General features: G+C 62.7%; 14 protein-coding genes. 10 read left to right on the top strand and 4 right to left on the bottom strand.

The window, feature by feature from the left end; all coding sequences use genetic code 11:
• Positions 1-70: 70 nt before the first annotated feature.
• A complete protein-coding gene (locus C8C89_RS14395; RefSeq protein ID WP_101481799.1) occupies positions 71-928 on the bottom strand; it encodes an MBL fold metallo-hydrolase in 858 nt (285 codons plus the stop codon).
• A 176-nt stretch (positions 929-1,104) separates the two neighbouring features.
• On the opposite strand from C8C89_RS14395, the gene C8C89_RS14400 reads away from it, so the two are divergent.
• Together C8C89_RS14400 and C8C89_RS14405 are read left to right on the top strand one after the other, a co-directional pair.
• Positions 1,105-1,341: a hypothetical protein gene (locus tag C8C89_RS14400; RefSeq protein ID WP_101481798.1), complete on the top strand. Its 237-nt coding sequence runs from the start codon at positions 1,105-1,107 to the stop codon at positions 1,339-1,341.
• 127 nt (positions 1,342-1,468) lie between these two features.
• On the top strand, positions 1,469-1,717 hold the full coding sequence (locus tag C8C89_RS14405) for a hypothetical protein (RefSeq protein WP_076571626.1): 249 nt from the start codon (positions 1,469-1,471) through the stop codon (positions 1,715-1,717).
• Positions 1,718-1,825: 108 nt separating this feature from the next.
• On the opposite strand, the gene C8C89_RS14410 is transcribed toward C8C89_RS14405, so the two are convergent.
• Positions 1,826-2,029, bottom strand: a complete 204-nt coding sequence (locus C8C89_RS14410; RefSeq protein WP_133990527.1) for a hypothetical protein — start codon at positions 2,027-2,029, stop codon at positions 1,826-1,828.
• A 50-nt stretch (positions 2,030-2,079) separates the two neighbouring features.
• On the opposite strand from C8C89_RS14410, the gene prpB reads away from it, so the two are divergent.
• The 5 genes from prpB to C8C89_RS14435 all read left to right on the top strand — a co-directional run bounded on the left by prpB (position 2,080) and on the right by C8C89_RS14435 (position 10,113).
• Positions 2,080-2,967 carry a methylisocitrate lyase gene (prpB, locus tag C8C89_RS14415; protein WP_096236075.1) on the top strand — a complete coding sequence of 296 codons (888 nt, stop codon included), beginning with the start codon at positions 2,080-2,082 and terminating at the stop codon, positions 2,965-2,967.
• Between the two features lie 75 nt (positions 2,968-3,042).
• Positions 3,043-4,197 (top strand): 2-methylcitrate synthase, encoded by a 1,155-nt coding sequence (prpC, locus tag C8C89_RS14420; RefSeq protein ID WP_133990529.1) that lies wholly within the window; start codon positions 3,043-3,045, stop codon positions 4,195-4,197.
• An 11-nt stretch (positions 4,198-4,208) separates the two neighbouring features.
• Complete coding sequence (acnD, locus tag C8C89_RS14425) at positions 4,209-6,803, top strand: Fe/S-dependent 2-methylisocitrate dehydratase AcnD (protein WP_101484600.1); 2,595 nt, start codon at positions 4,209-4,211, stop codon at positions 6,801-6,803.
• 119 nt (positions 6,804-6,922) lie between these two features.
• On the top strand, positions 6,923-8,113 hold the full coding sequence (prpF, locus tag C8C89_RS14430; RefSeq protein WP_133990531.1) for a 2-methylaconitate cis-trans isomerase PrpF: 1,191 nt from the start codon (positions 6,923-6,925) through the stop codon (positions 8,111-8,113).
• A 113-nt stretch (positions 8,114-8,226) separates the two neighbouring features.
• Entirely contained in the window at positions 8,227-10,113 is a 1,887-nt protein-coding gene (locus C8C89_RS14435) for a propionate--CoA ligase (protein WP_133990533.1), read from the top strand.
• 44 nt (positions 10,114-10,157) lie between these two features.
• On the opposite strand, the gene C8C89_RS14440 is transcribed toward C8C89_RS14435, so the two are convergent.
• Entirely contained in the window at positions 10,158-10,880 is a 723-nt protein-coding gene (locus C8C89_RS14440) for a S24 family peptidase (RefSeq protein ID WP_133990535.1), read from the bottom strand.
• 149 nt (positions 10,881-11,029) lie between these two features.
• Here C8C89_RS14440 and C8C89_RS14445 point away from each other — a divergent pair, with 149 nt between their 5' ends.
• The 3 genes from C8C89_RS14445 (at position 11,030) to C8C89_RS14455 (ending at position 13,726) form a co-directional block, all read left to right on the top strand.
• Positions 11,030-11,440: a winged helix-turn-helix domain-containing protein gene (locus tag C8C89_RS14445; RefSeq protein ID WP_133990537.1), complete on the top strand. Its 411-nt coding sequence runs from the start codon at positions 11,030-11,032 to the stop codon at positions 11,438-11,440.
• 82 nt (positions 11,441-11,522) lie between these two features.
• Positions 11,523-11,951, top strand: a complete 429-nt coding sequence (locus C8C89_RS14450) for a hypothetical protein (protein ID WP_101481792.1) — start codon at positions 11,523-11,525, stop codon at positions 11,949-11,951.
• A gap of 275 nt (positions 11,952-12,226) precedes the next feature.
• Entirely contained in the window at positions 12,227-13,726 is a 1,500-nt protein-coding gene (locus tag C8C89_RS14455) for a nucleobase:cation symporter-2 family protein (protein ID WP_133990539.1), read from the top strand.
• A gap of 43 nt (positions 13,727-13,769) precedes the next feature.
• On the opposite strand, the gene C8C89_RS14460 is transcribed toward C8C89_RS14455, so the two are convergent.
• Positions 13,770-18,812 (bottom strand): diguanylate cyclase, encoded by a 5,043-nt coding sequence (locus tag C8C89_RS14460; protein WP_133990541.1) that lies wholly within the window; start codon positions 18,810-18,812, stop codon positions 13,770-13,772.
• Between the last annotated feature and the right edge of the window lie 107 nt (positions 18,813-18,919).

Here is an 18,919-nt window from a genome sequence, read left to right on the forward strand (position 1 = left end):
CGGATTGCCTGGGCTGGAGTTTGCGTGGTGTCAAGAAAGGAGGAGCGGCGAGCGGGGAACGCCCAGGGAATCAAATCGCGTTCAGCGGTATCTTCAGGTAGCGCACGCCGTTTTCTTCCGGCTCGGGCAGCTTGCCCGCATTGATATTGACCTGGATGGCGGGCAGGATCAATGTCGGCATGTCCAGGGTGGCGTCACGGCCCGTGCGCATGGCAACGAATTGCTCTTCCGTGATGCCGTCGCGCAAATGGATGTTGCTGGCGCGCTGTTCGGCCACCGTCACTTCCCAGCGCGGCGCGCGGCCGTTGGGCGGGTAGTCGTGGCACATGAACAGTCGCGTTTGCGGCGGTAGCGACAGCAGCCGCTGCGCGGAGCGGTACAGCAGGGACGCGGAGCCGCCTGGAAAGTCGCAGCGGGCCGAACCCACGTCCGGCATGAACAGGGTGTCACCTACGAAGACGGCGTCGCCGATCTGGTAAGCCAGGTCGGCCGGCGTATGGCCTGGCACGTGCAGGGCGCGCACCTCCAGCTTGCCAATATGAAACACCTGGTCGGGCGCGAACAACTGGTCGAACTGCGAGCCGTCGGCCCGGGCGTCATCCTGGTGGTAAACGGCGGCAAAGGCTTGCTGCACCGTCTGGATGGCGGCGCCGATGGCCACATCGCCGCCCAGTTGCTGCTGCAGGTAGGGCGCGGCGGAAAGATGATCGGCATGCGCATGGGTTTCCAGCAGCCAGCGGCATTGCAAGCCGTGTTCGCGCACGAAGGCGATCACCTTGTCGGCCGACGCGGTCGAGGTACGGCCCGCTTTCGGATCGTAGTCGAGCACGGAATCGATGATGGCGCAGTCCTGGCCATCTGCCTCGTACACGACGTAGGTGACGGTGGCGGTGGCGGGGTCGAAGAAAGCTTGGATTTGTGGAGTCATCGCGGCGGCAAGGTACGGACAGGGAAGTGCATTATATCGCCAGAGCAGGCTAAAAAAATGTTGAGAATTGACATTGAACATGCGAAAAACAGATAAGACCGCATGCATGCGCCCGTCACAGTCGTGCGCACCTTGGCGCTTGCAGCGTGGTAACCTCGTTCTACAAGGAGGAGTTTATGGACGATACCACTGCACGCAGCGAACAGTACCGCGGTTTTACGATTTCGGTGACCCCGCAAAAGGATAACGACGATTTATGGGATTTTACCTATCGCCTGCAGCGCGAGGGCGAGAGCGCGGCGCAAGCGATCACGCGCAGCCGTACCCTGGGTGGCTACGCGGCGCCAGAAACGGCTTGCACGGCCGGCCTGGAAGTGGCCAGGACGGAAGTGGATAATCTGCTGCGTCCTTGAGTCAGCGTCAATGAGTCCGCGTAAATCGTTTAGCCCGATTGCGCCGTTCGTGCGTGAAACACGTCGCTAGCGGTCCCGCTTCATGCTACGATTTCCACTATTGAGTCAGTCCCGAAGGAGGCACACCATGGATAACAGTTCTAAAATTCACTATAAAGGCTGGGAAATCGTTCCCCTGGCCGTGCCTACTACCGACGGCAAATGGTCAGCCAGTTGCGACATCGAACGCGCCACGGCGGAAGGCCTGGAAGTGTTCGAAGGCTCGACCATGCAATTTGTGCGCGACGACGAGGATGGCGCGATTGCCGCTGCCTGCGAAGAGGCAGTGCGCCAGATCGACAACATCATCGCCAACCCGCTGGTGCGGCTGGCCTAGTTTTTTGTTTTTGAGTCTCATTGTGTTCCAGCAGCCGGCGCCCGCCGGCTGTTTTGCGTTTGGTGCGCCGCAAGTTCTGCGCTCATCCCTCTAAATACACGGCCTGTTTCATGTTTCAATATGATGTTCCATATGAAATAATTGAAACATAAGTGAAACATCTCTGACCTTTATCGTGACATCGATGTTCCCTTGCGTGACACTGCGCGCCTCGCCCATCCATGGCCGTTTCCCTCGTATTTCACTGTGGTTCTGCGTACTTTCCGGGGTGCCGCGCGACCCTGGCACGGCAATTGCAATAGTGATGCTCATAGCAAGTCCATGAAACATTCGGGACGACCCGAATCCCATAAGGTGAACACATGACTCAATACTCCGCAGGTGCCGCATTCCGCAAGGCCGTCCAGGAAGAATCCCCGTTGCAAGTCGTCGGCGCCATCAACGCCAACCACGCCTTGCTGGCCAAGCGCGCCGGTTATAAGGCCATCTATTTGTCCGGCGGCGGTGTCGCAGCCGGCTCGCTGGGCTTGCCCGATCTGGGTATTTCCAGTCTGGATGACGTGCTGACCGATATCCGCCGCATCACTGACGTGTGCGACCTGCCGCTGCTGGTCGATGCCGACACGGGCTTCGGTTCGTCTGCCTTCAACGTGGCGCGCACCGTGAAATCGATGATCAAGTTCGGCGCCGCCGGCCTGCACATCGAAGACCAGGTTGGCGCCAAGCGCTGCGGCCACCGTCCGGGCAAGGAAATCGTGAGCAAGGAAGAAATGGTCGACCGCATTAAGGCGGCCGTCGATGCGCGCACGGACCCGAACTTCGTCATCATGGCGCGCACCGATGCGCTGGCCGTCGATGGCCTGGAAGCGGCGCTGGAGCGTGCCGTCGCCTGCGTCGAGGCGGGCGCCGACATGATCTTCCCGGAAGCCATCACGGACCTGGACATGTATGCCACGTTTGCCAAGGCAGTCAATGTGCCGATTTTGGCCAACATCACGGAATTTGGTTCCACGCCGCTGTTCACCCTGGACGAATTGCGCAGCGCCCACGTGGGCCTGGCCCTGTACCCGCTGTCGGCCTTCCGCGCGATGAACAAGGCGGCCGACAACGTCTACCGCGCACTGCGCCGCGACGGTACGCAAAAGAATGTCGTCGATACCATGCAGACGCGCATGGAGTTGTATGAATCGATCAACTACCATGATTTTGAGCAAAAGCTCGACGCGCTGTTCGCCGCGCAAAAGAAGTAAGCACCTACAAAAGAGCGGGTCATGGGAGGCCCTGGCCCGCTGCACTGGACTGACAATCATCTTCTGGAGAACACAATGACCGCATCGCAAGTCGCTACTTTCAAGCCTAAAAAATCCGTCGCCCTGTCCGGCGTTACCGCTGGCAACACGGCGCTGTGCTCGGTCGGCAAGACCGGCAACGATTTGCACTATCGCGGCTATGACATCCTGGACGTGGCCGACAGCTGCGAATTCGAAGAAATCGCCTACCTGCTGGTACACGGCAAGTTGCCGACCGCCGCAGAATTGAAAGGATACAAGGCCAAGTTGAAGTCTTTGCGCGGCCTGCCGTCGGCCGTGAAGCTGGCGCTGGAAGCGCTGCCGGCCGCCGCCCACCCGATGGATGTGATGCGTACGGGCGTCTCCGTGCTGGGCTGCACCTTGCCGGAAAAAGACGACCATAACGCGCCGGGCGCACGCGATATCGCCGACCGTTTGATGGCGTCGTTCGGCTCCATGCTGCTGTACTGGTACCACTACAGCCATAACGGCAAGCGCATCGAGGTGGAAACGGACGACGACTCGATCGGCGGCCACTTCCTGCATCTGCTGCACGGTGAAAAACCGTCCGCGTCGTGGGAAAAAGCCATGCACACGTCCTTGATCCTGTACGCGGAACACGAATTCAATGCTTCGACCTTCACCAGCCGCGTCATCGCCGGTACGGGTTCGGACATCCATTCGGCCATCACGGGCGCCATCGGTGCGCTGCGCGGCCCGAAACACGGCGGCGCGAACGAAGTGGCACTGGATATCCAGAAACGCTACGACAATGCCGACGAAGCGGAAGCGGACATCCGCGAGCGCGTGGCCAACAAGGAAGTGGTGATCGGCTTCGGTCACCCCGTCTACACGATTTCCGACCCGCGCAATAAAGTCATCAAGGAAGTGGCCCGTTCGCTGTCGCAGGAAGCCGGTTCCACGAAAATGTTCGATATCGCCGAGCGCCTGGAATCGGTCATGTGGGAAATCAAGAACATGTTCCCGAACCTGGACTGGTTCTCCGCCGTGTCCTACCACATGATGGGCGTGCCGACGGCGATGTTTACGCCGCTGTTCGTCATTTCGCGCACCTCGGGCTGGGCCGCCCACATCATCGAGCAGCGCATCGACAACAAGATCATCCGCCCGAGCGCCAACTATGTGGGCCCGGAAGACCTGGAATTCGTGCCGATCAAGGACCGCAAATAATGACCCCTAATATGAACACCCTGCATCGCAAGCCTTTGCCGGGCACCCAGCTAGACTACTTCGACACGCGTGCCGCCGTCGATGCGATCCAGCCAGGCGCTTACGCAACCTTGCCCTATACCTCGCGCGTGCTGGCCGAAAACCTCGTGCGCCGCTGCGACCCTGCCACCCTGAACGCGTCGCTGAGCCAGTTCATCGAGCGCCGCCGCGACCTCGATTTTCCATGGTTCCCCGCCCGCGTCGTCTGCCATGACATCCTGGGTCAGACTGCCCTGGTCGACCTGGCCGGCTTGCGTGACGCCATCGCAGCCCAGGGCGGCGACCCGGCCCTGGTCAACCCGGTGGTGCCCACGCAGCTGGTGGTCGACCATTCGCTGGCCGTCGAATGCGGCGGCTTTGACCCCGATGCCTTCGCCAAGAACCGCGCCATCGAAGACCGTCGCAATGAAGACCGTTTCGACTTCATCGACTGGACCAAGAAAGCCTTTAAAAACGTCGACGTGATCCCGCCGGGGAATGGCATCCTGCACCAGATTAACCTCGAGCGCATGTCGCCCGTGATCCAGGTGCAAAATGGCGTGGCCTATCCCGACACCCTGGTCGGCACGGATTCGCATACGCCGATGGTCGACGCGCTGGGCGTGATCGCCATCGGCGTGGGCGGCCTGGAAGCGGAAAGCGTGATGCTGGGCCGCGCCTCGTGGATGCGTTTGCCCGACATCATCGGCGTCAAGCTGACGGGCAAACCGCAGCCGGGCATCACGGCCACGGATACGGTGCTGGCGCTGACGGAATTTCTGCGCAAGCAGAAGGTCGTCTCGTCCTACCTGGAATTCTACGGCGAGGGAGCATCGCACCTGACCCTGGGCGACCGTGCCACGATTTCCAATATGGCGCCGGAATTCGGTGCCACGGCCGCCATGTTCTACATCGACGCGCAAACCATCAAGTATTTGAAATTGACAGGCCGCGACGATGAGCTGGTGAAACTGGTCGAACTGTATGCCAAAGAAACGGGCTTGTGGGCCGACAGCCTGGTCGACGCGCAATACGAGCGCGTGCTGACGTTTGACCTGTCGTCCGTCGTGCGCAATATCGCGGGGCCGTCGAATCCGCATAACCGCGTGCCGACGTCGGAACTGGCTGCGCGGGGTATCTCCGGCGTGGTGGAAAACGAGCCGGGCAAGATGCCGGACGGCGCCGTCATCATCGCCGCCATCACCAGCTGCACCAACACGAACAATCCGCGCAACATGATCGCCGCCGGCCTGATCGCGCGCAATGCGAACCGTCTCGGTTTGACGCGTAAACCCTGGGTGAAATCGTCGCTGGCACCCGGTTCGAAAACCGTGGAACTGTATCTGCAGGAAGCGGGGCTGATGACCGAGCTGGAACAACTGGGCTTCGGCGTGGTGGCATTTGCCTGCACTTCGTGCAACGGCATGTCGGGCGCGCTTGATCCTGTCATCCAGGATGAAGTGGTGTCGCGCGACCTGTACGCTACGGCCGTTTTGTCGGGTAACCGCAACTTCGACGGCCGCATTCACCCGTACGCGAAACAGGCTTTCCTCGCCTCGCCGCCGCTGGTGGTGGCCTACGCGATCGCCGGCACCATCCGCTTCGATATCGAGAAGGACGTGCTGGGCATTGCCCCGGACGGCAAGCCTATCCAGTTGAAGGATATCTGGCCATCGGACGAGGAGATCGACGCCATCGTCGCTTCCAGCGTCAAGCCGGAGCAGTTCCGCAAGGTGTATATCCCCATGTTTGCCGCGCAGGCGGACGATGGCATCAAGGTCAGCCCCCTGTACGACTGGCGCCCGCAGACGACGTACATCCGCCGTCCGCCGTACTGGGAAGGCGCGCTGGCTGGCGCACGCCCATTGAAAGGCATGCGTCCGCTGGCCGTCCTGGGCGATAACATCACCACCGATCATTTGTCGCCATCGAACGCCATCATGCTCGATAGCGCGGCCGGCGAATATCTGGCGAAGATGGGCTTGCCGGAGGAAGACTTCAATTCCTACGCCACGCACCGGGGCGACCATTTGACGGCGCAGCGCGCCACGTTTGCCAACCCGACGCTGAAAAACGAGATGGTGATCGAAGATGGCAAGGTGAAGGCCGGTTCGCTCACGCGCATCGAGCCGGAAGGCACCATCTCGCGGATGTGGGAAGCCATCGAGGTGTACATGGAGCGCAAGCAGCCATTGATCATCATCGCCGGCGCCGACTATGGCCAGGGTTCCTCGCGCGACTGGGCCGCCAAGGGCGTGCGCCTGGCCGGCGTGGAAGCCATCGTGGCCGAAGGTTTCGAGCGCATCCACCGCACCAACCTGGTGGGCATGGGCGTCTTGCCGCTGGAATTTATGCCAGGCGTGAATCGCAAGACCCTGGGCCTGGACGGCAGCGAAACCTACGACGTCGTGGGCGAGCGTACGCCGCGCTCCACCTTGACCTTGCTCATCCATCGCAAGAACGGTGAGACGCTCGATGTACCCGTCACCTGCCGCCTCGATACGGCGGAAGAGGTGTCGATTTACGAGGCCGGCGGCGTCTTGCAGCGCTTCGCGCAAGATTTCCTCGAGTCGTCCAAGGCAGCCTGACGGGTAGGTCGGATTAGCGCAGCGTAATCCGACAATATTTGCGAAAAACCCGCCAACAATGTGTCGGATTACGCGTGGCGCTGCCCCGCTAATCCGACCTACCTCTTTCCAGGAGTGACATGAGCCACACCCCCCAAATCAACATCCCCGCAACCTACATGCGCGGCGGCACCAGCAAGGGCGTGTTTTTCCGCCTGCAGGATTTGCCCGCCAGCGCGCAAGTGTCTGGCGCGGCGCGCGATGCCTTGCTGCTGCGCGTGATCGGTAGCCCCGACCCGTACGGCAAGCAGATCGACGGCATGGGAGGCGCCACCTCCAGCACCAGCAAGACGGTGATCCTGGCGGCCAGCGATAGGCCGGAGCACGACGTCGATTACCTGTTCGGCCAGGTCTCCATCGACAAGCCCTTCGTCGACTGGAGCGGCAATTGCGGCAACCTGTCGGCGGCCGTCGGTTCGTTCGCCATTGCCAGTGGGCTGGTGGACGCTGCACGCGTGCCGCACAATGGCGTGGCCACGGTGCGCATCTGGCAAGCCAATATCGGCAAGACCATCATCGCTCACGTGCCCATGACGAATGGCGAAGTGCAGGAAACAGGCGACTTCGAGCTTGATGGCGTAACCTTCCCTGCGGCCGAAGTGAAACTGGAATTCCTCGATCCGGCAGCCGAGGAAGAGGGCGGCGGCGGTGCCATGTTCCCTACCGGAAACCTGGTCGATGACCTCGACGTGCCGGGTATCGGAATGTTGAAAGTCACCCTGATCAATGCCGGTATACCGACGATTTTTGTCGATGCGGACGCCATCGGCTACACGGGCACGGAACTGCAGGACGCCATCAATGGCGATCCCGCCGCGCTGGCCCGCTTCGAGACCATCCGCGCGCATGGCGCCCTGCGCATGGGGCTCATTGCGCACCTCGACGAGGCGGCGAAGCGCCAGCATACGCCGAAAGTGGCCTTTGTCGCCAAGCCGGCCAGCTATGTCTCGTCGAGCGGAAAAAAGGTGGAAGCAGGCGAGATCGACTTGCTGGTGCGCGCCATGTCCATGGGCAAGCTGCACCACGCCATGATGGGCACGGCGGCTGTCGCCATCGGCACGGCAGCGGCCATTCCCGGCACGCTGGTCAATCTGGCGGCTGGCGGCGGTCTCCGCAACTCCGTGCGTTTCGGTCACCCGTCCGGCACCCTGATGGTGGGGGCGGAAGCGGCGCTCGCCGATGGCGTATGGAGCGTCACCAAGGCCATCATGAGCCGCAGCGCGCGCGTGCTGATGGAAGGGGCTGTGCGCATTCCCGGCGACGCGTTTTAGGAGGAAATACGCAGGCAGATGGCAGGCAGATGACACCCAGGCGGCACACATCAAGTGGCGGCCAGGCCAGTTCGCCCAAGCTCGACACAGATTGCACGCATACCGGAGGAGATATGAATTTCGCAGCATTTTATCAACGCTCGATCGACACGCCTGAGGCGTTTTGGCGCGAGGAAGCGGACAAGATCGATTGGCATACCCCGTTTTCGCAAGTGCTCGATTATTCCCGTCCACCGTTCGCCAAATGGTTCGTCGGCGGCACCACCAATTTGTGCCACAACGCCGTCGACCGCTGGGTGGACAGCCAGGGCGATGCCGCTGCGCTGATCGCCATTTCCACCGAAACCAATACCGAGCGCACTTACAGCTTTCGCGAACTGCAGCGCGAAGTGGAACGCTGCGCCGCCATTTTGCTGTCACTGGGCGTCGTCAAGGGCGACCGCGTCCTGATCTACATGCCGATGATCGCCGAGGCGGCGTTCGCCATGCTCGCTTGCGCCCGCATCGGCGCCGTGCATTCCGTGGTGTTCGGCGGCTTTGCCGCCAACAGCCTGGCCAGCCGCATCGACGATGCGCAGCCCAAGCTGGTGTTTTCCGCCGATGCCGGTTCGCGCAACGGCAAGGCGATTGCCTACAGGCCGCTGCTCGATGAAGCCATCCGCATCGCCGCGCACAAGCCGCAGCAAGTGCTGCTGGTCGACCGCCATCTCGTGCCGATGGCGCTGACGCCAGGCCGCGACGTCGATTACGCGACACTGCGCGAGCAGCACCTCGATGCGCAGGTGCCCGTCACCTGGCTCGAATCGAACGAGCCGTCGTATGTGCTGTACACCTCGGGTACGACGGGCAAACCCAAGGGCGTGCAGCGCGATGTGGGCGGCTATGCGGTGGCGCTGGCGTCGTCGATGCAGTACAACTTCTGCGGCAAGCCCGGTGAAACCTTTTTTGCCACCTCGGATATCGGCTGGGTGGTGGGGCATTCCTACATCGTGTATGGCCCGCTGATCGCCGGCATGGCCACCATCCTGTATGAGGGCTTGCCGGTTTGTCCCGATGCAGGCATCTGGTGGAGCATCGTTGAAAAATACAAGGTCACGCGCATGTTTTCGGCGCCTACGGCCATCCGCGTGCTGCGCAAGCATCCTGTGGAACTGATGCGCAAGCACGACCTGTCCTCCCTGAAGGCGCTGTACCTGGCGGGCGAGCCGCTCGATGAAACCACCTCGCAATGGATCGCCGACGAGCTGAAAGTGGACATCATCGACAACTACTGGCAGACGGAGACGGGTTGGCCGATTTTGTCGGTGGCGAAAGGCGTGTCCGACACGCCGACGCGCCTGGGCAGCCCTGGCCTGGCCATGTATGGCTACCAGGTCAAGCTGCTCAACGAAGCGACGGGCGAGGAGTGCGGCACCAACGAGAAGGGCGTGCTGGTGCTGGAAGGTCCGCTGCCGCCCGGCTGCATGCAGACGGTCTACGGCGACGACGAGCGTTTCGTCGAGACCTACTGGTCCACCTTCAGCGGCCGGCAAGTGTATTCCACCTTCGACTGGGGCGTGCGCGACGCGGATGGCTATTACTTCATTCTGGGCCGCACCGATGACGTGATCAACGTGGCCGGCCACCGCCTGGGCACGCGCGAAATCGAGGAGAGCATTACCAGCCATCCGAATGTATCGGAAGTGGCGGTGGTGGGCGTGGAAGACAAGCTCAAAGGCCAGGTGGCGATGGCTTTCGTGATCCTGAAGGACCCGCAGGGTTTCGACAGCCTTGACGCGAAAGCGGCGCTGGAACGCGAAGTGATGGCCGTGGTCGACCGCCAGCTGGGCGCCGTGGCGCGGCCAGCGCGCGTGCTGTTCGTGCTGCAGTTGCCGAAGACGCGGTCGGGCAAGTTGCTGCGCCGCTCGATCCAGGCCATCTGCGAAGGTCGCAGCCCGGGCGACCTGACGTCGATGGACGATCCGGCGTCGCTGCAGCAGATCCAGGCAGCATTGGCGTAAGTTCCGTGACGAGAACGAAATTTATCAATTGATAAACTTCGCTCTCAAATCCGGTCGCTTTCCTTGCGCACGACCCTGCCCACGATCAGGCATTCATTGCCGCGGCACAGCTTGCGGTGGTATTTGCGCTGGTCCGGGTTGTCCGACGTCAGCCACCATTCGCCGATATCGCGCGCCATGCGCTTGACCACGGGTTCGCCTTCGTAATTGATGGCAAACACGATGCCGTCGGCCGGCCGGTTGTCGGCCGTATTGATGATCACCACATCGTCCTCGTACAGGGCCGGCTCCATGCTCTCGCCCTTGACCTTGATCGCCACCAGTTTTTCAGGGTGGTAGCCATTGCGCTCGACCCAGCTGCGCGGCACGCTGATGGTGCTGCCGTCGTGCGTTTCCGGCTCGATCGCAAAGCCCGTGATACCAGCTGACAGGCGCAATTTGACCTTGCGGATCGGGTAGAAGCGCGCATCTTCGCCATCGACCACCACCACCGGCTGTGCCTCACCCAGCGCACCCAAGGCACGCGCAGCCAGTTCCGCCTGGTCGGGCGCCGCACCCTGGTCGAAGTACATGCTGTCCAACTGCAAGTCCGCTTCCAGCTTGCGCGCGATTTTTTCGCTGAAGGCGCGTCCCTCGCGGTACGTGGGCGAGAGGATTTGCGAGATGCGCGCCTCGCTCCAGCCGCTGATGTCGGAAATCTTCTTGCGCGTATTGTCGTAGTGCTCGCGGATCAGGGCCAGAAGGCGGTCGCGTCTGTATTGATACATATTCATCTCCACATTAAACCCGAAATTTACCGTTTGATAAATTACCAAATGCTTGACTTTAACATTAGCGATTGATAAAGTCCACTCGTTGCCTGTCGCAAACGCACTACAGCGTTTGCGGCTTGGCGACACCACGGGAGGTCAGGCAAATGTTGAACAGCAGTCAGTTGGTGGAAAGCAGGGCGGTGCCGCGGCAGGGGCGCCAGTTACAGGCACGCAGCAAGAAGTCGCAGCTGCATATCGCCCGCATCGTGCAGTACATTCAAGAGCAGGGCCATGCCAGCGCGGCGCAATTGTCCGCCTTGCTGGGACTCGATGCAGGCACCATGAGTCGCTATTTGCGCTACATGTGCGGCATGGGACAGATTCACCTGGCGCAGCGCCACTGCACGGAGCCGGGGCGCCAGCGGCCCGCCCTGTACGCACTGGGAGAACAGGACGAGGACGTTGACGGCTGGGCCGAACTGCCGCCGCAAGTGCGCCGCACGGCCTGCTGGCCAGGCGGTGCGGCGCGTCGCGATCCGCTGGTGGCGGCGTTGTTTGGTCCGGCACAAGCTTAGGGTGGCAAGCGGCCTTCTCAAATGAATGACAGCAAGCAAGCTGCCAAGCGCAGCTTTTTCTTGCCGCAACTGAAAGCACATCATGCATATCGATATCACCGCCGCAGGGGCTGCCTGGATCAAGCTGCTGGGCGTCCCCTTGCTGGCCGCCTTCTTTGCCACCTTGCTCAGCTTCATGGTCATGTGGCCACGCAACTGCAAGGAGGCGCTCATCCGTATTTGCTCCAGCATCATCATTGCCACCTTTGCCGGTCCCGTCCTGGTGTCGGCGGTGCTGGCGTGGTGGCCCGGCTTGTTTGACAGCGCGCAAACGGTGGCGGCGCTGTATGGCTGTGATCCGGCCACGGGCTTCCTGTTCATCGCCGCACCGCTGATGGCGCTCGTCGGTTTGCCGGCGTGGTGGCTGGTGAGTGCCAGCGTGCGCTGGTTCGACCGGCGCCGCGACAAGGATATCGGTGAACTGGCGGCGGACGCTGCCGCTGCCGTCAAGGAGGTGCGGGCGCGACGTTGACGGCGCTGGCGTCCTCTTTTAGTGCATGGACCAAGCGGCGCGCCTGAAATCGGTGCGAAGGGGGAAGCACCATGCTCAGTCATGCTGGTTTGTCGCCATAAACTGTATACACACTACCTGGCACGAAGCGTGCATGGCTTGCTGGAGTCGTCCCATCCAAGGAGCTTCGCATGCATCATCGGTCGCCGTTGTGTTCCTGTTGTCCCGTTTCTCTCTTGCTTTTCCCTTTCACCTGTGCCCATCCGGGCTGCGGTAACCCAGGAAATGGAGCGTAAATGGCCACTCCCCGTCTGAAATCCATCCACCGCAGCGCGCCCGGCACCACGCCCGTAGCGCCATCGCCCGTGGATGAAATCCTGCCTGCCGGCAAGCTGTTCACCCTGGGCTTGCAGCATGTGCTCGTCATGTATGCGGGCGCCATCGCCGTGCCGCTGATCGTCGGGCGTGCGCTCAAGCTGCCGCCCGAACAGGTGGCGGCACTGATCAGTGCCGACCTGTTCTGCTGCGGCCTGGTGACCCTGATCCAGTCCCTGGGAATAGGCAAGTACTTCGGCATCCGCCTGCCCGTCATGATGGGCGTGACCTTTGCCGCCGTCAGTCCCATGCTGGCCATGGCGAACAACCCGACCCTGGGGATCACCGGCATCTTTGGCGCCGTGATTGGCGCCGGCGTCGTCTCCATGCTGATCGCTCCCTTCATCAGCCGCCTGCTGGCCCTGTTTCCGCCCGTGGTCACTGGCAGCATCATCGCCGTGATTGGCGTGTCGCTGATGCGCGTGGGCGTGAACTGGGCCATGGGCGGGCCGCCCGCCATGGCGCAAATTGCCGATCCCGCCTTCCTCAAGATGGCCGCTGCTGCCACGGCAGCCGGCTTGCCTGCGCCTGCCGGTCCCGTGCCCCTGATTGCCAACCCCGGCTATGGTGCGCTGGATAATATGGGTATCGCTTTCTTCGTGCTGGCCGTCATCTTGCTGGTGGCCAAGTATGGCCGGGGTTTCCTGTCGAATATCGCGGTATTGATCGGCATCATTGCCGGCACGGCCCTGTCGTTTGTATTGGGCAAGGCCGATTTCGCCAAGGTGGCCAGCGCCAAGGCCTTCGCCATCGTCACGCCGTTCCAGTTCGGCATGCCTACCTTCGACGTGGTCGCCATCGTGACCATGAGTCTGGTGATGATCGTCGTCATGATCGAATCGCTGGGCATGTTCCTGGCGCTGGGCGAAATGACGGACAAGCGCATCACGCAGGACGATATCAGCCGCGGCTTGCGCGTCGATGGCCTGGGCACCCTCATCGGCGGCATCTTCAATACCTTCCCGTATACCTCGTTCTCGCAAAACGTGGGCCTGGTGGGCGTGACGGGCGTGCGCAGCCGCTGGGTTTGTGTCGCGGCCGGCATCATCCTGGTGGTCATGGGCGTGATCCCGAAGATCGCGCAAACGGCCGAAGCCGTGCCGGCGTTCGTGCTGGGCGGGGCAGGGCTGGTGATGTTCGGCATGGTCGCCGCCACGGGCATCCGCATCCTGGCCGGCGTCGACTACAAAAGCAACCGTAACAACCTGTTCATCGTGGCCCTGTCGATCGGCTTCGGCATGCTGCCGCTGGTGGCCGAGCAATACGCGCAGCACATGCCCAAGGCCCTGTCGCCGTTACTGCACAGTGGCATCCTGCTGGCTGCCATCGTAGCCGTGCTGCTCAATCTGTTCTTCAATGGCCTGGCCTCAAAGGAAGTGGCGAGGGACCAGGCGCGCGAGAACAGTCACGGCAGCGATTGAGGACCCGCCCCACGCCGTGGACACGGCGCGCGGCGCATGCTGATCAGCAAGGCGGCAGCACCTTGAGCACCGCGCAATTGCGCCCCGCATCCTTGGCGTGGTACAGCGCGGCATCGGCCAGGCGCAGCAGGGCATCCGGATCGGCGGCGCCCGGCGCCGAATGGATCGCGATGCCGACGCTGATCGTAACCTGCTGCGCATCCGCGCTTTCATGGGAGATGCCCAGCTCTTCGATGGCGCGCCGCAGCGCTTCGCCGATCTGGCGCGCTTCGTCCGCGCCGGTGTTCGGCAGCACGATCGAAAACTCTTCGCCGCCGTAGCGCGCAGTCAGGTCGCCCGCGCGCCGCATGCCGCTCGCCAGCGCGTGCGCGACACGGATCAGGCATGCGTCACCGGCCTGATGGCCGTACCGGTCATTGAAGCGCTTGAAGTAGTCGACATCGAGCATGATGACGGCAAGCGGCTGGCCGACGCGCGTGGCACGTGCGCATTCGTTGCGCAGCACGTCGTCGAAATGGCGCCGGTTCGCCAGGCCGGTCAAGCCGTCGGTGATGGACAGGGTTGCCAATTTGCGGTTGGCGTCTTCCAGCTGTTCCGTGCGTTCGGCAACGCGCCGCTCCAGGCTGTCATGCAGCCTGGCGCTGGAGATCGAGATCATCGCCTGTACACCGAGCATGCGCAGGAACGCGACGCGCTCCTGCGTGAACGAGGCTTCTGCAAGCCGGTTCTCGAAGTACAGGATGCCGTCGATCTGGCCGCCGTGCCGTATCGGCAGGCACATGACGGCACGCGGCCGCTGCAGCTGCACGTACGGGTCGGCGGCAAAGCGCGAGACGCCTGTGATACTGTCTTCGATCACCTCCGCGCCAGTGCGAATCACATAGCGCAGCAGCGACAGCGGGAACTGCGGGTCGCTGGCGGCATTCAGGTCGAGCCGCCGCGCTTGCAGGACGGTGACGCCATCGCCATCGATATTGGCCTCCAGCTGGTAGCTGCCTTCTGACAGCAGCAGCAGACGCGCCACTTGCCCGCCAGCGTTTTCGCACACGATGGAAATCAGGCGTGTCAGGACATTGCGCAAGCCGACCTCGTTCGACAGGATCTGCGCCGCTTTCAACAGCGACACCAGGTCGAGCGCGGAACTGCCGTGCGTGTTGGGGCCCACATGCGACAGCGTGGCGCGGCCATCCATCCTCGGCAGCAGCGCAGCGTGGCGTGCCCGCAGTTGCTCCACCTTGCCCTGCGCGCCCCACTGGCCGTAGTGCGCCATGGCGTCCTGGATGAATACGGCGGCCACGCGCGCGTGGCCCTGCTCGCACCAGTATTCGCCGCACAGTTCATTGCCCAGCGCTTGCACGTTGACGTAGCCAGCCAGGCCGGCGGCGTCGATCGCCTGCCGGTAATGGCGCGTGGCCAGCTGCAAATCGTGCCGGTAGCGTGCCATTTCAGCCATCACCAACAGATGCTTGGCGTTGCTATTGTCCGAGCCCTCGGTGGCCCAGCCGGCAAGGCGCGCCTGCAGTGCGTCGATCACGGCCAGTACATCGTTTGCATCGGGGCGCTCCGGGTCGCGCCGCAAGGCGCGGATCCATATCAGCGCGGCGTAGAAGCTCGATTCGACAACCTTGGCCTGGCCGCGCATGATCTGGGTGACGATGCCTAACTGGCCCGCCAACAGTTCGGCGTCGGCGCCGTCGAACAGGTAGGCGTTGCGGATCTTGCCTTGCAAATAGTAGGCGCGGTACAGCTGCGAGCCGCCATATTGTTCGAGGAAGCGCTCCTCGCTGAACGTCGCATCATCGTAGCTGGTTTGATGGGCAAGGCTGCCCATCAGGCATTTGATCGGCTGGATCGCTGCGGCGACGCAGCAGTCGGCCATCGCCTGCTGGCCGTTGGCGCGCATCAGCGCCAGGTCGTGCTCTATGTCGTGCATCAGGTGCGGCAGGTAGTCGCCGAGGATCATGCGCTCGGTGGCGCGCACGGCCACCACCACGCCGACCTGCACGAAATCGGCGATTTCCAGTGCCCAGGCAAAGGCTTCTTCGTACAGGGCGTCGGAGCTGCGCAGGGGCCGCGTCCAGTGGCTGATGAGCGCACCGAACATCAGGCCCGTGAGTGTGCGCGTCTGCAGATTGGCACGCCGCCTGGCTAGCGCCAGCGCCATCGCGCCGAATTCGTAGCCGCGCGCCACGTCGCCGCCGTACAGCGCTAGCATCATCGCGTAGCCAACATAGGCGACGGCGCTGAAATCGCTGTTCCCCCGCTGCATGGACAGCCGCGTCATCGATACCACCATCAGGGCGCTGAGGTCCTGCTGGCCGGCATAATAGCTGGCCATCCACAGGCCCTGCATCATCTGCATCGCGGCCACCGCGTCCGGCTCGCACATTTCGCCGGCCTCCAGCAACGTGTCGGGCGTCTGCGTGCCATGCAGGCGCCCGATGTCGGCGAGGATTTCGTCGAAGTGCGCCTTCATGTGCGCGACATCGTGCGGTATGGCGATGTTCAACTGCGCCAGGCCTTCGCGCTGCACGGCGATGGCGTCGAGCAGGCGGCCCTGCAATTGATACTGGTGCGCCTGGATGGCAATGCAGCGTACCTGCAGCAGCGGGCTCGAAGTGCGGGCGCGCACGAGTGGATAGATCGCCTCGGCGGTATCGAACTGCCCGCACAGGTAAGCCGCTTCGGCCGCGCCGAGCTGCAGGTCGAGCCAGAGGTCGGCGTGGACGCTCCATGCATCCGCCGGCAGCAGGCCCAGACCAATTCGCATGTGCTCCAGCGTGGCCTGGAACGCGGCAGAACGCCGTGCCTTGACGCCGGCCTGCAGATTGAGCGTCGCCAGATGCACGCGCTCGCCCGCATCGTCGATCAGCGCGCGACCGGCGTTGAGCTGTTCAACGATTTCAAACAGTGCGCCATCCTGACGCTCCGGCGTCGCATGACGCAGGAGCAGGCGGCCGATGCGAAGATGGTTGGCCGTGCGGGCATTGGCATCGGCGACCAGGTAGGCTGCCTGTTGCACCCGGTCGTGCAGGAACCGGTACTTGACGCCGCTTTGGCCGGCGCGGGTGTCGCCATTGACGTATTTATAGCGTTCGTCGAGCGGCTGGATCAGTCCTGCATGGAGCGCCGGCCACAAGGCTTGCTGCGTGTGACGCGGCGCGCGCTCCACTGCCAGTGCAAGCGTGTCGAGCGTGAAGCGGTTACCGCTGGAGGCGGCCAGTTGCAGCAGGTGCTGGGTTGCCGTGGGAAGGCGGCGGATTTTCTCCAGCAGCACCTCGACTACGTTGTCGGTGTACTTGGCCTGTTCGATGGCGCGCATGTCCCAGTCCCAACAATCGTCGTCGGCCCGGTAGCGCAGATGGCCCGTCTCATTGAGCGAAGCGAGGAACTGATTGAGGAAAAATGGATTGCCGCCGGTCTTGCGGTAGCAAATGCGGGTCAATGGTGCGCAGTCAGGGGCCGCCACGCGCACGGTGGCCGACACTATTTGCGCAAGCTGCGGCTCGGTCAGTGGGTTCAGTAACAGCGTGGACAGGCGCACACCGCGCGCGCGCAGCTTGTCGCGCAGGGCGGTGAGCGGATGCGCGGCACTCACTTCGTTGTCGCGGTACGCGCCGATGAACAGCATGCAGCTCTTGTCGCAGGACACCATGAGCAGTTCGATCATCCGCAGCGTGGCCGCGTCGGCCCATTGCAGGTCGTCGAGGAACAGCACCAGCGGATGCCCGGCGCAGGCGAATACTTCAACGAAGCGGGGGAAGAGGCGGTCCAGGCGCAGCCGGGCCTGTGCCGGCGCCGACGCGGGCGTCGCATCGGTGGGGCCGACGATCAAGGCCAGTTGGGGAATCAGTTCGACCAGCACGCCCATGCCGCTGCCCAAGGCATCGCGCAGTTTGCCGGACCATTGCCTCAATGTTTCCTCGGGCTGGCCGAGCAGCTGGTGCACCAGCCCCTGGAAGGCCTGGATCAGCGAGGCATAGGGTACGTCGCGCTGGAGTTGGTCAAATTTACCGGACAAAAAACAGCCGCGCCGGGCGATGATGGGCTTCTGCACCTCGTTGACGACCGCCGACTTGCCTATGCCTGAATGACCGGCCACCAGCAGCATCTCGCAGGTGCCGGCCGCACTGCGCTCAAACGCCGCCAGCAGCGCTGCGATGGCATCCTCGCGCCCGTGCAGCGTTTGTGGCACAAGGAAGCGGCCGTTGTGATCGGACAGTTTGAGCGCCCGCGCCGGCTTGTCTGCGCGGCATGCTTCGAGGTCGCTGCGCAGGCCTTGCAAGCTCTGGTAGCGTTGATCGGCATTTTTCTCCAGCAGGCGCTGGATGATCGGCAGCAGCTGGCCAGGCAAGCCGGCAAGCGCCGGGTGCGACCAGTCCGGACTGCGGGCAATGTGGCAATGCACGAGTTCCATCTCGTCGCCCGCCTCGAATGGCGCCTGGCCGACCAGCAATTCGTACAATGTGGCCCCGAGCGCGTAGAAATCGGCGCGCCAGTCGACCCGCCGATTCATGCGCCCGGTCTGTTCCGGCGCCATGTAGCGTAGCGTACCTTCCAGTGACTGGAGATTGTCGATGCCATGGCTTTCGTATGGCAGTTCACAGGCGATGCCGAAATCGATCAGTTGCAGCAGACGTCGATCGGCATTCCACACCAGATTGGATGGATTGATGTCCTTGTGGATCACGCCATGACGATGGACCTCTTCCAGCGCCGCGCACAGTTGCAGTGCGATGTCGAAAAAATCGTCCAGCGCCAGCGCCGGTTGCGCCGTCGTCCTGCGCGCCGCTACCTGGGTGCGTAAAACCTGGTCGAGCGCCTGGCCACCGGCATCTTCCTGGATCATCGTCCAACATCCTCCGTGCAGCTGCAGTGCAAGCGGACGCACCACGCCAGGATGGCGGCAGCGGCGCGCGATCGCATACTCGCGCTTGAATTGTGCCAGCTGCTGGAAGGAAGGGAACTGCTGATTGGGCTTCTTGACGATCAGCGTGGTGCCATCGGTAGCCCTGGCGCGGTAAACGCGTGAGCGGTCACCGCTGTGCAGCTGTTTGATGATCTCGTGGTCGAAAAGGGAGCTCATGGGCTGGGCTAGCAGTACACAGACGGTTGCGGGAGCCTGGAGGCGCACATTTCGGAGTCTTACTTCATTGCAAGTATTATATCAGTAGGAAGTCGTGGAGTAGCGAG

This window comes from Janthinobacterium sp. 75, assembly GCF_004365495.1.
GTDB lineage: Bacteria > Pseudomonadota > Gammaproteobacteria > Burkholderiales > Burkholderiaceae_D > Janthinobacterium.

Bases quoted from the DNA above. Each gene is read 5' to 3' on its own strand.
- C8C89_RS14395 (WP_101481799.1), bottom strand. From the start codon at position 928: ATGACTCCACAAATCCAAGCTTTCTTCGACCCCGCCACCGCCACCGTC.
- C8C89_RS14400 (WP_101481798.1), top strand. From the start codon at position 1,105: ATGGACGATACCACTGCACGCAGCGAACAGTACCGCGGTTTTACGATT.
- C8C89_RS14405 (WP_076571626.1), top strand. From the start codon at position 1,469: ATGGATAACAGTTCTAAAATTCACTATAAAGGCTGGGAAATCGTTCCC.
- C8C89_RS14410 (WP_133990527.1), bottom strand. From the start codon at position 2,029: ATGAGCATCACTATTGCAATTGCCGTGCCAGGGTCGCGCGGCACCCCG.
- prpB (WP_096236075.1), top strand. From the start codon at position 2,080: ATGACTCAATACTCCGCAGGTGCCGCATTCCGCAAGGCCGTCCAGGAA.
- prpC (WP_133990529.1), top strand. From the start codon at position 3,043: ATGACCGCATCGCAAGTCGCTACTTTCAAGCCTAAAAAATCCGTCGCC.
- acnD (WP_101484600.1), top strand. From the start codon at position 4,209: ATGAACACCCTGCATCGCAAGCCTTTGCCGGGCACCCAGCTAGACTAC.
- prpF (WP_133990531.1), top strand. From the start codon at position 6,923: ATGAGCCACACCCCCCAAATCAACATCCCCGCAACCTACATGCGCGGC.
- C8C89_RS14435 (WP_133990533.1), top strand. From the start codon at position 8,227: ATGAATTTCGCAGCATTTTATCAACGCTCGATCGACACGCCTGAGGCG.
- C8C89_RS14440 (WP_133990535.1), bottom strand. From the start codon at position 10,880: ATGTATCAATACAGACGCGACCGCCTTCTGGCCCTGATCCGCGAGCAC.
- C8C89_RS14445 (WP_133990537.1), top strand. From the start codon at position 11,030: ATGTTGAACAGCAGTCAGTTGGTGGAAAGCAGGGCGGTGCCGCGGCAG.
- C8C89_RS14450 (WP_101481792.1), top strand. From the start codon at position 11,523: ATGCATATCGATATCACCGCCGCAGGGGCTGCCTGGATCAAGCTGCTG.
- C8C89_RS14455 (WP_133990539.1), top strand. From the start codon at position 12,227: ATGGCCACTCCCCGTCTGAAATCCATCCACCGCAGCGCGCCCGGCACC.
- C8C89_RS14460 (WP_133990541.1), bottom strand. From the start codon at position 18,812: ATGAGCTCCCTTTTCGACCACGAGATCATCAAACAGCTGCACAGCGGT.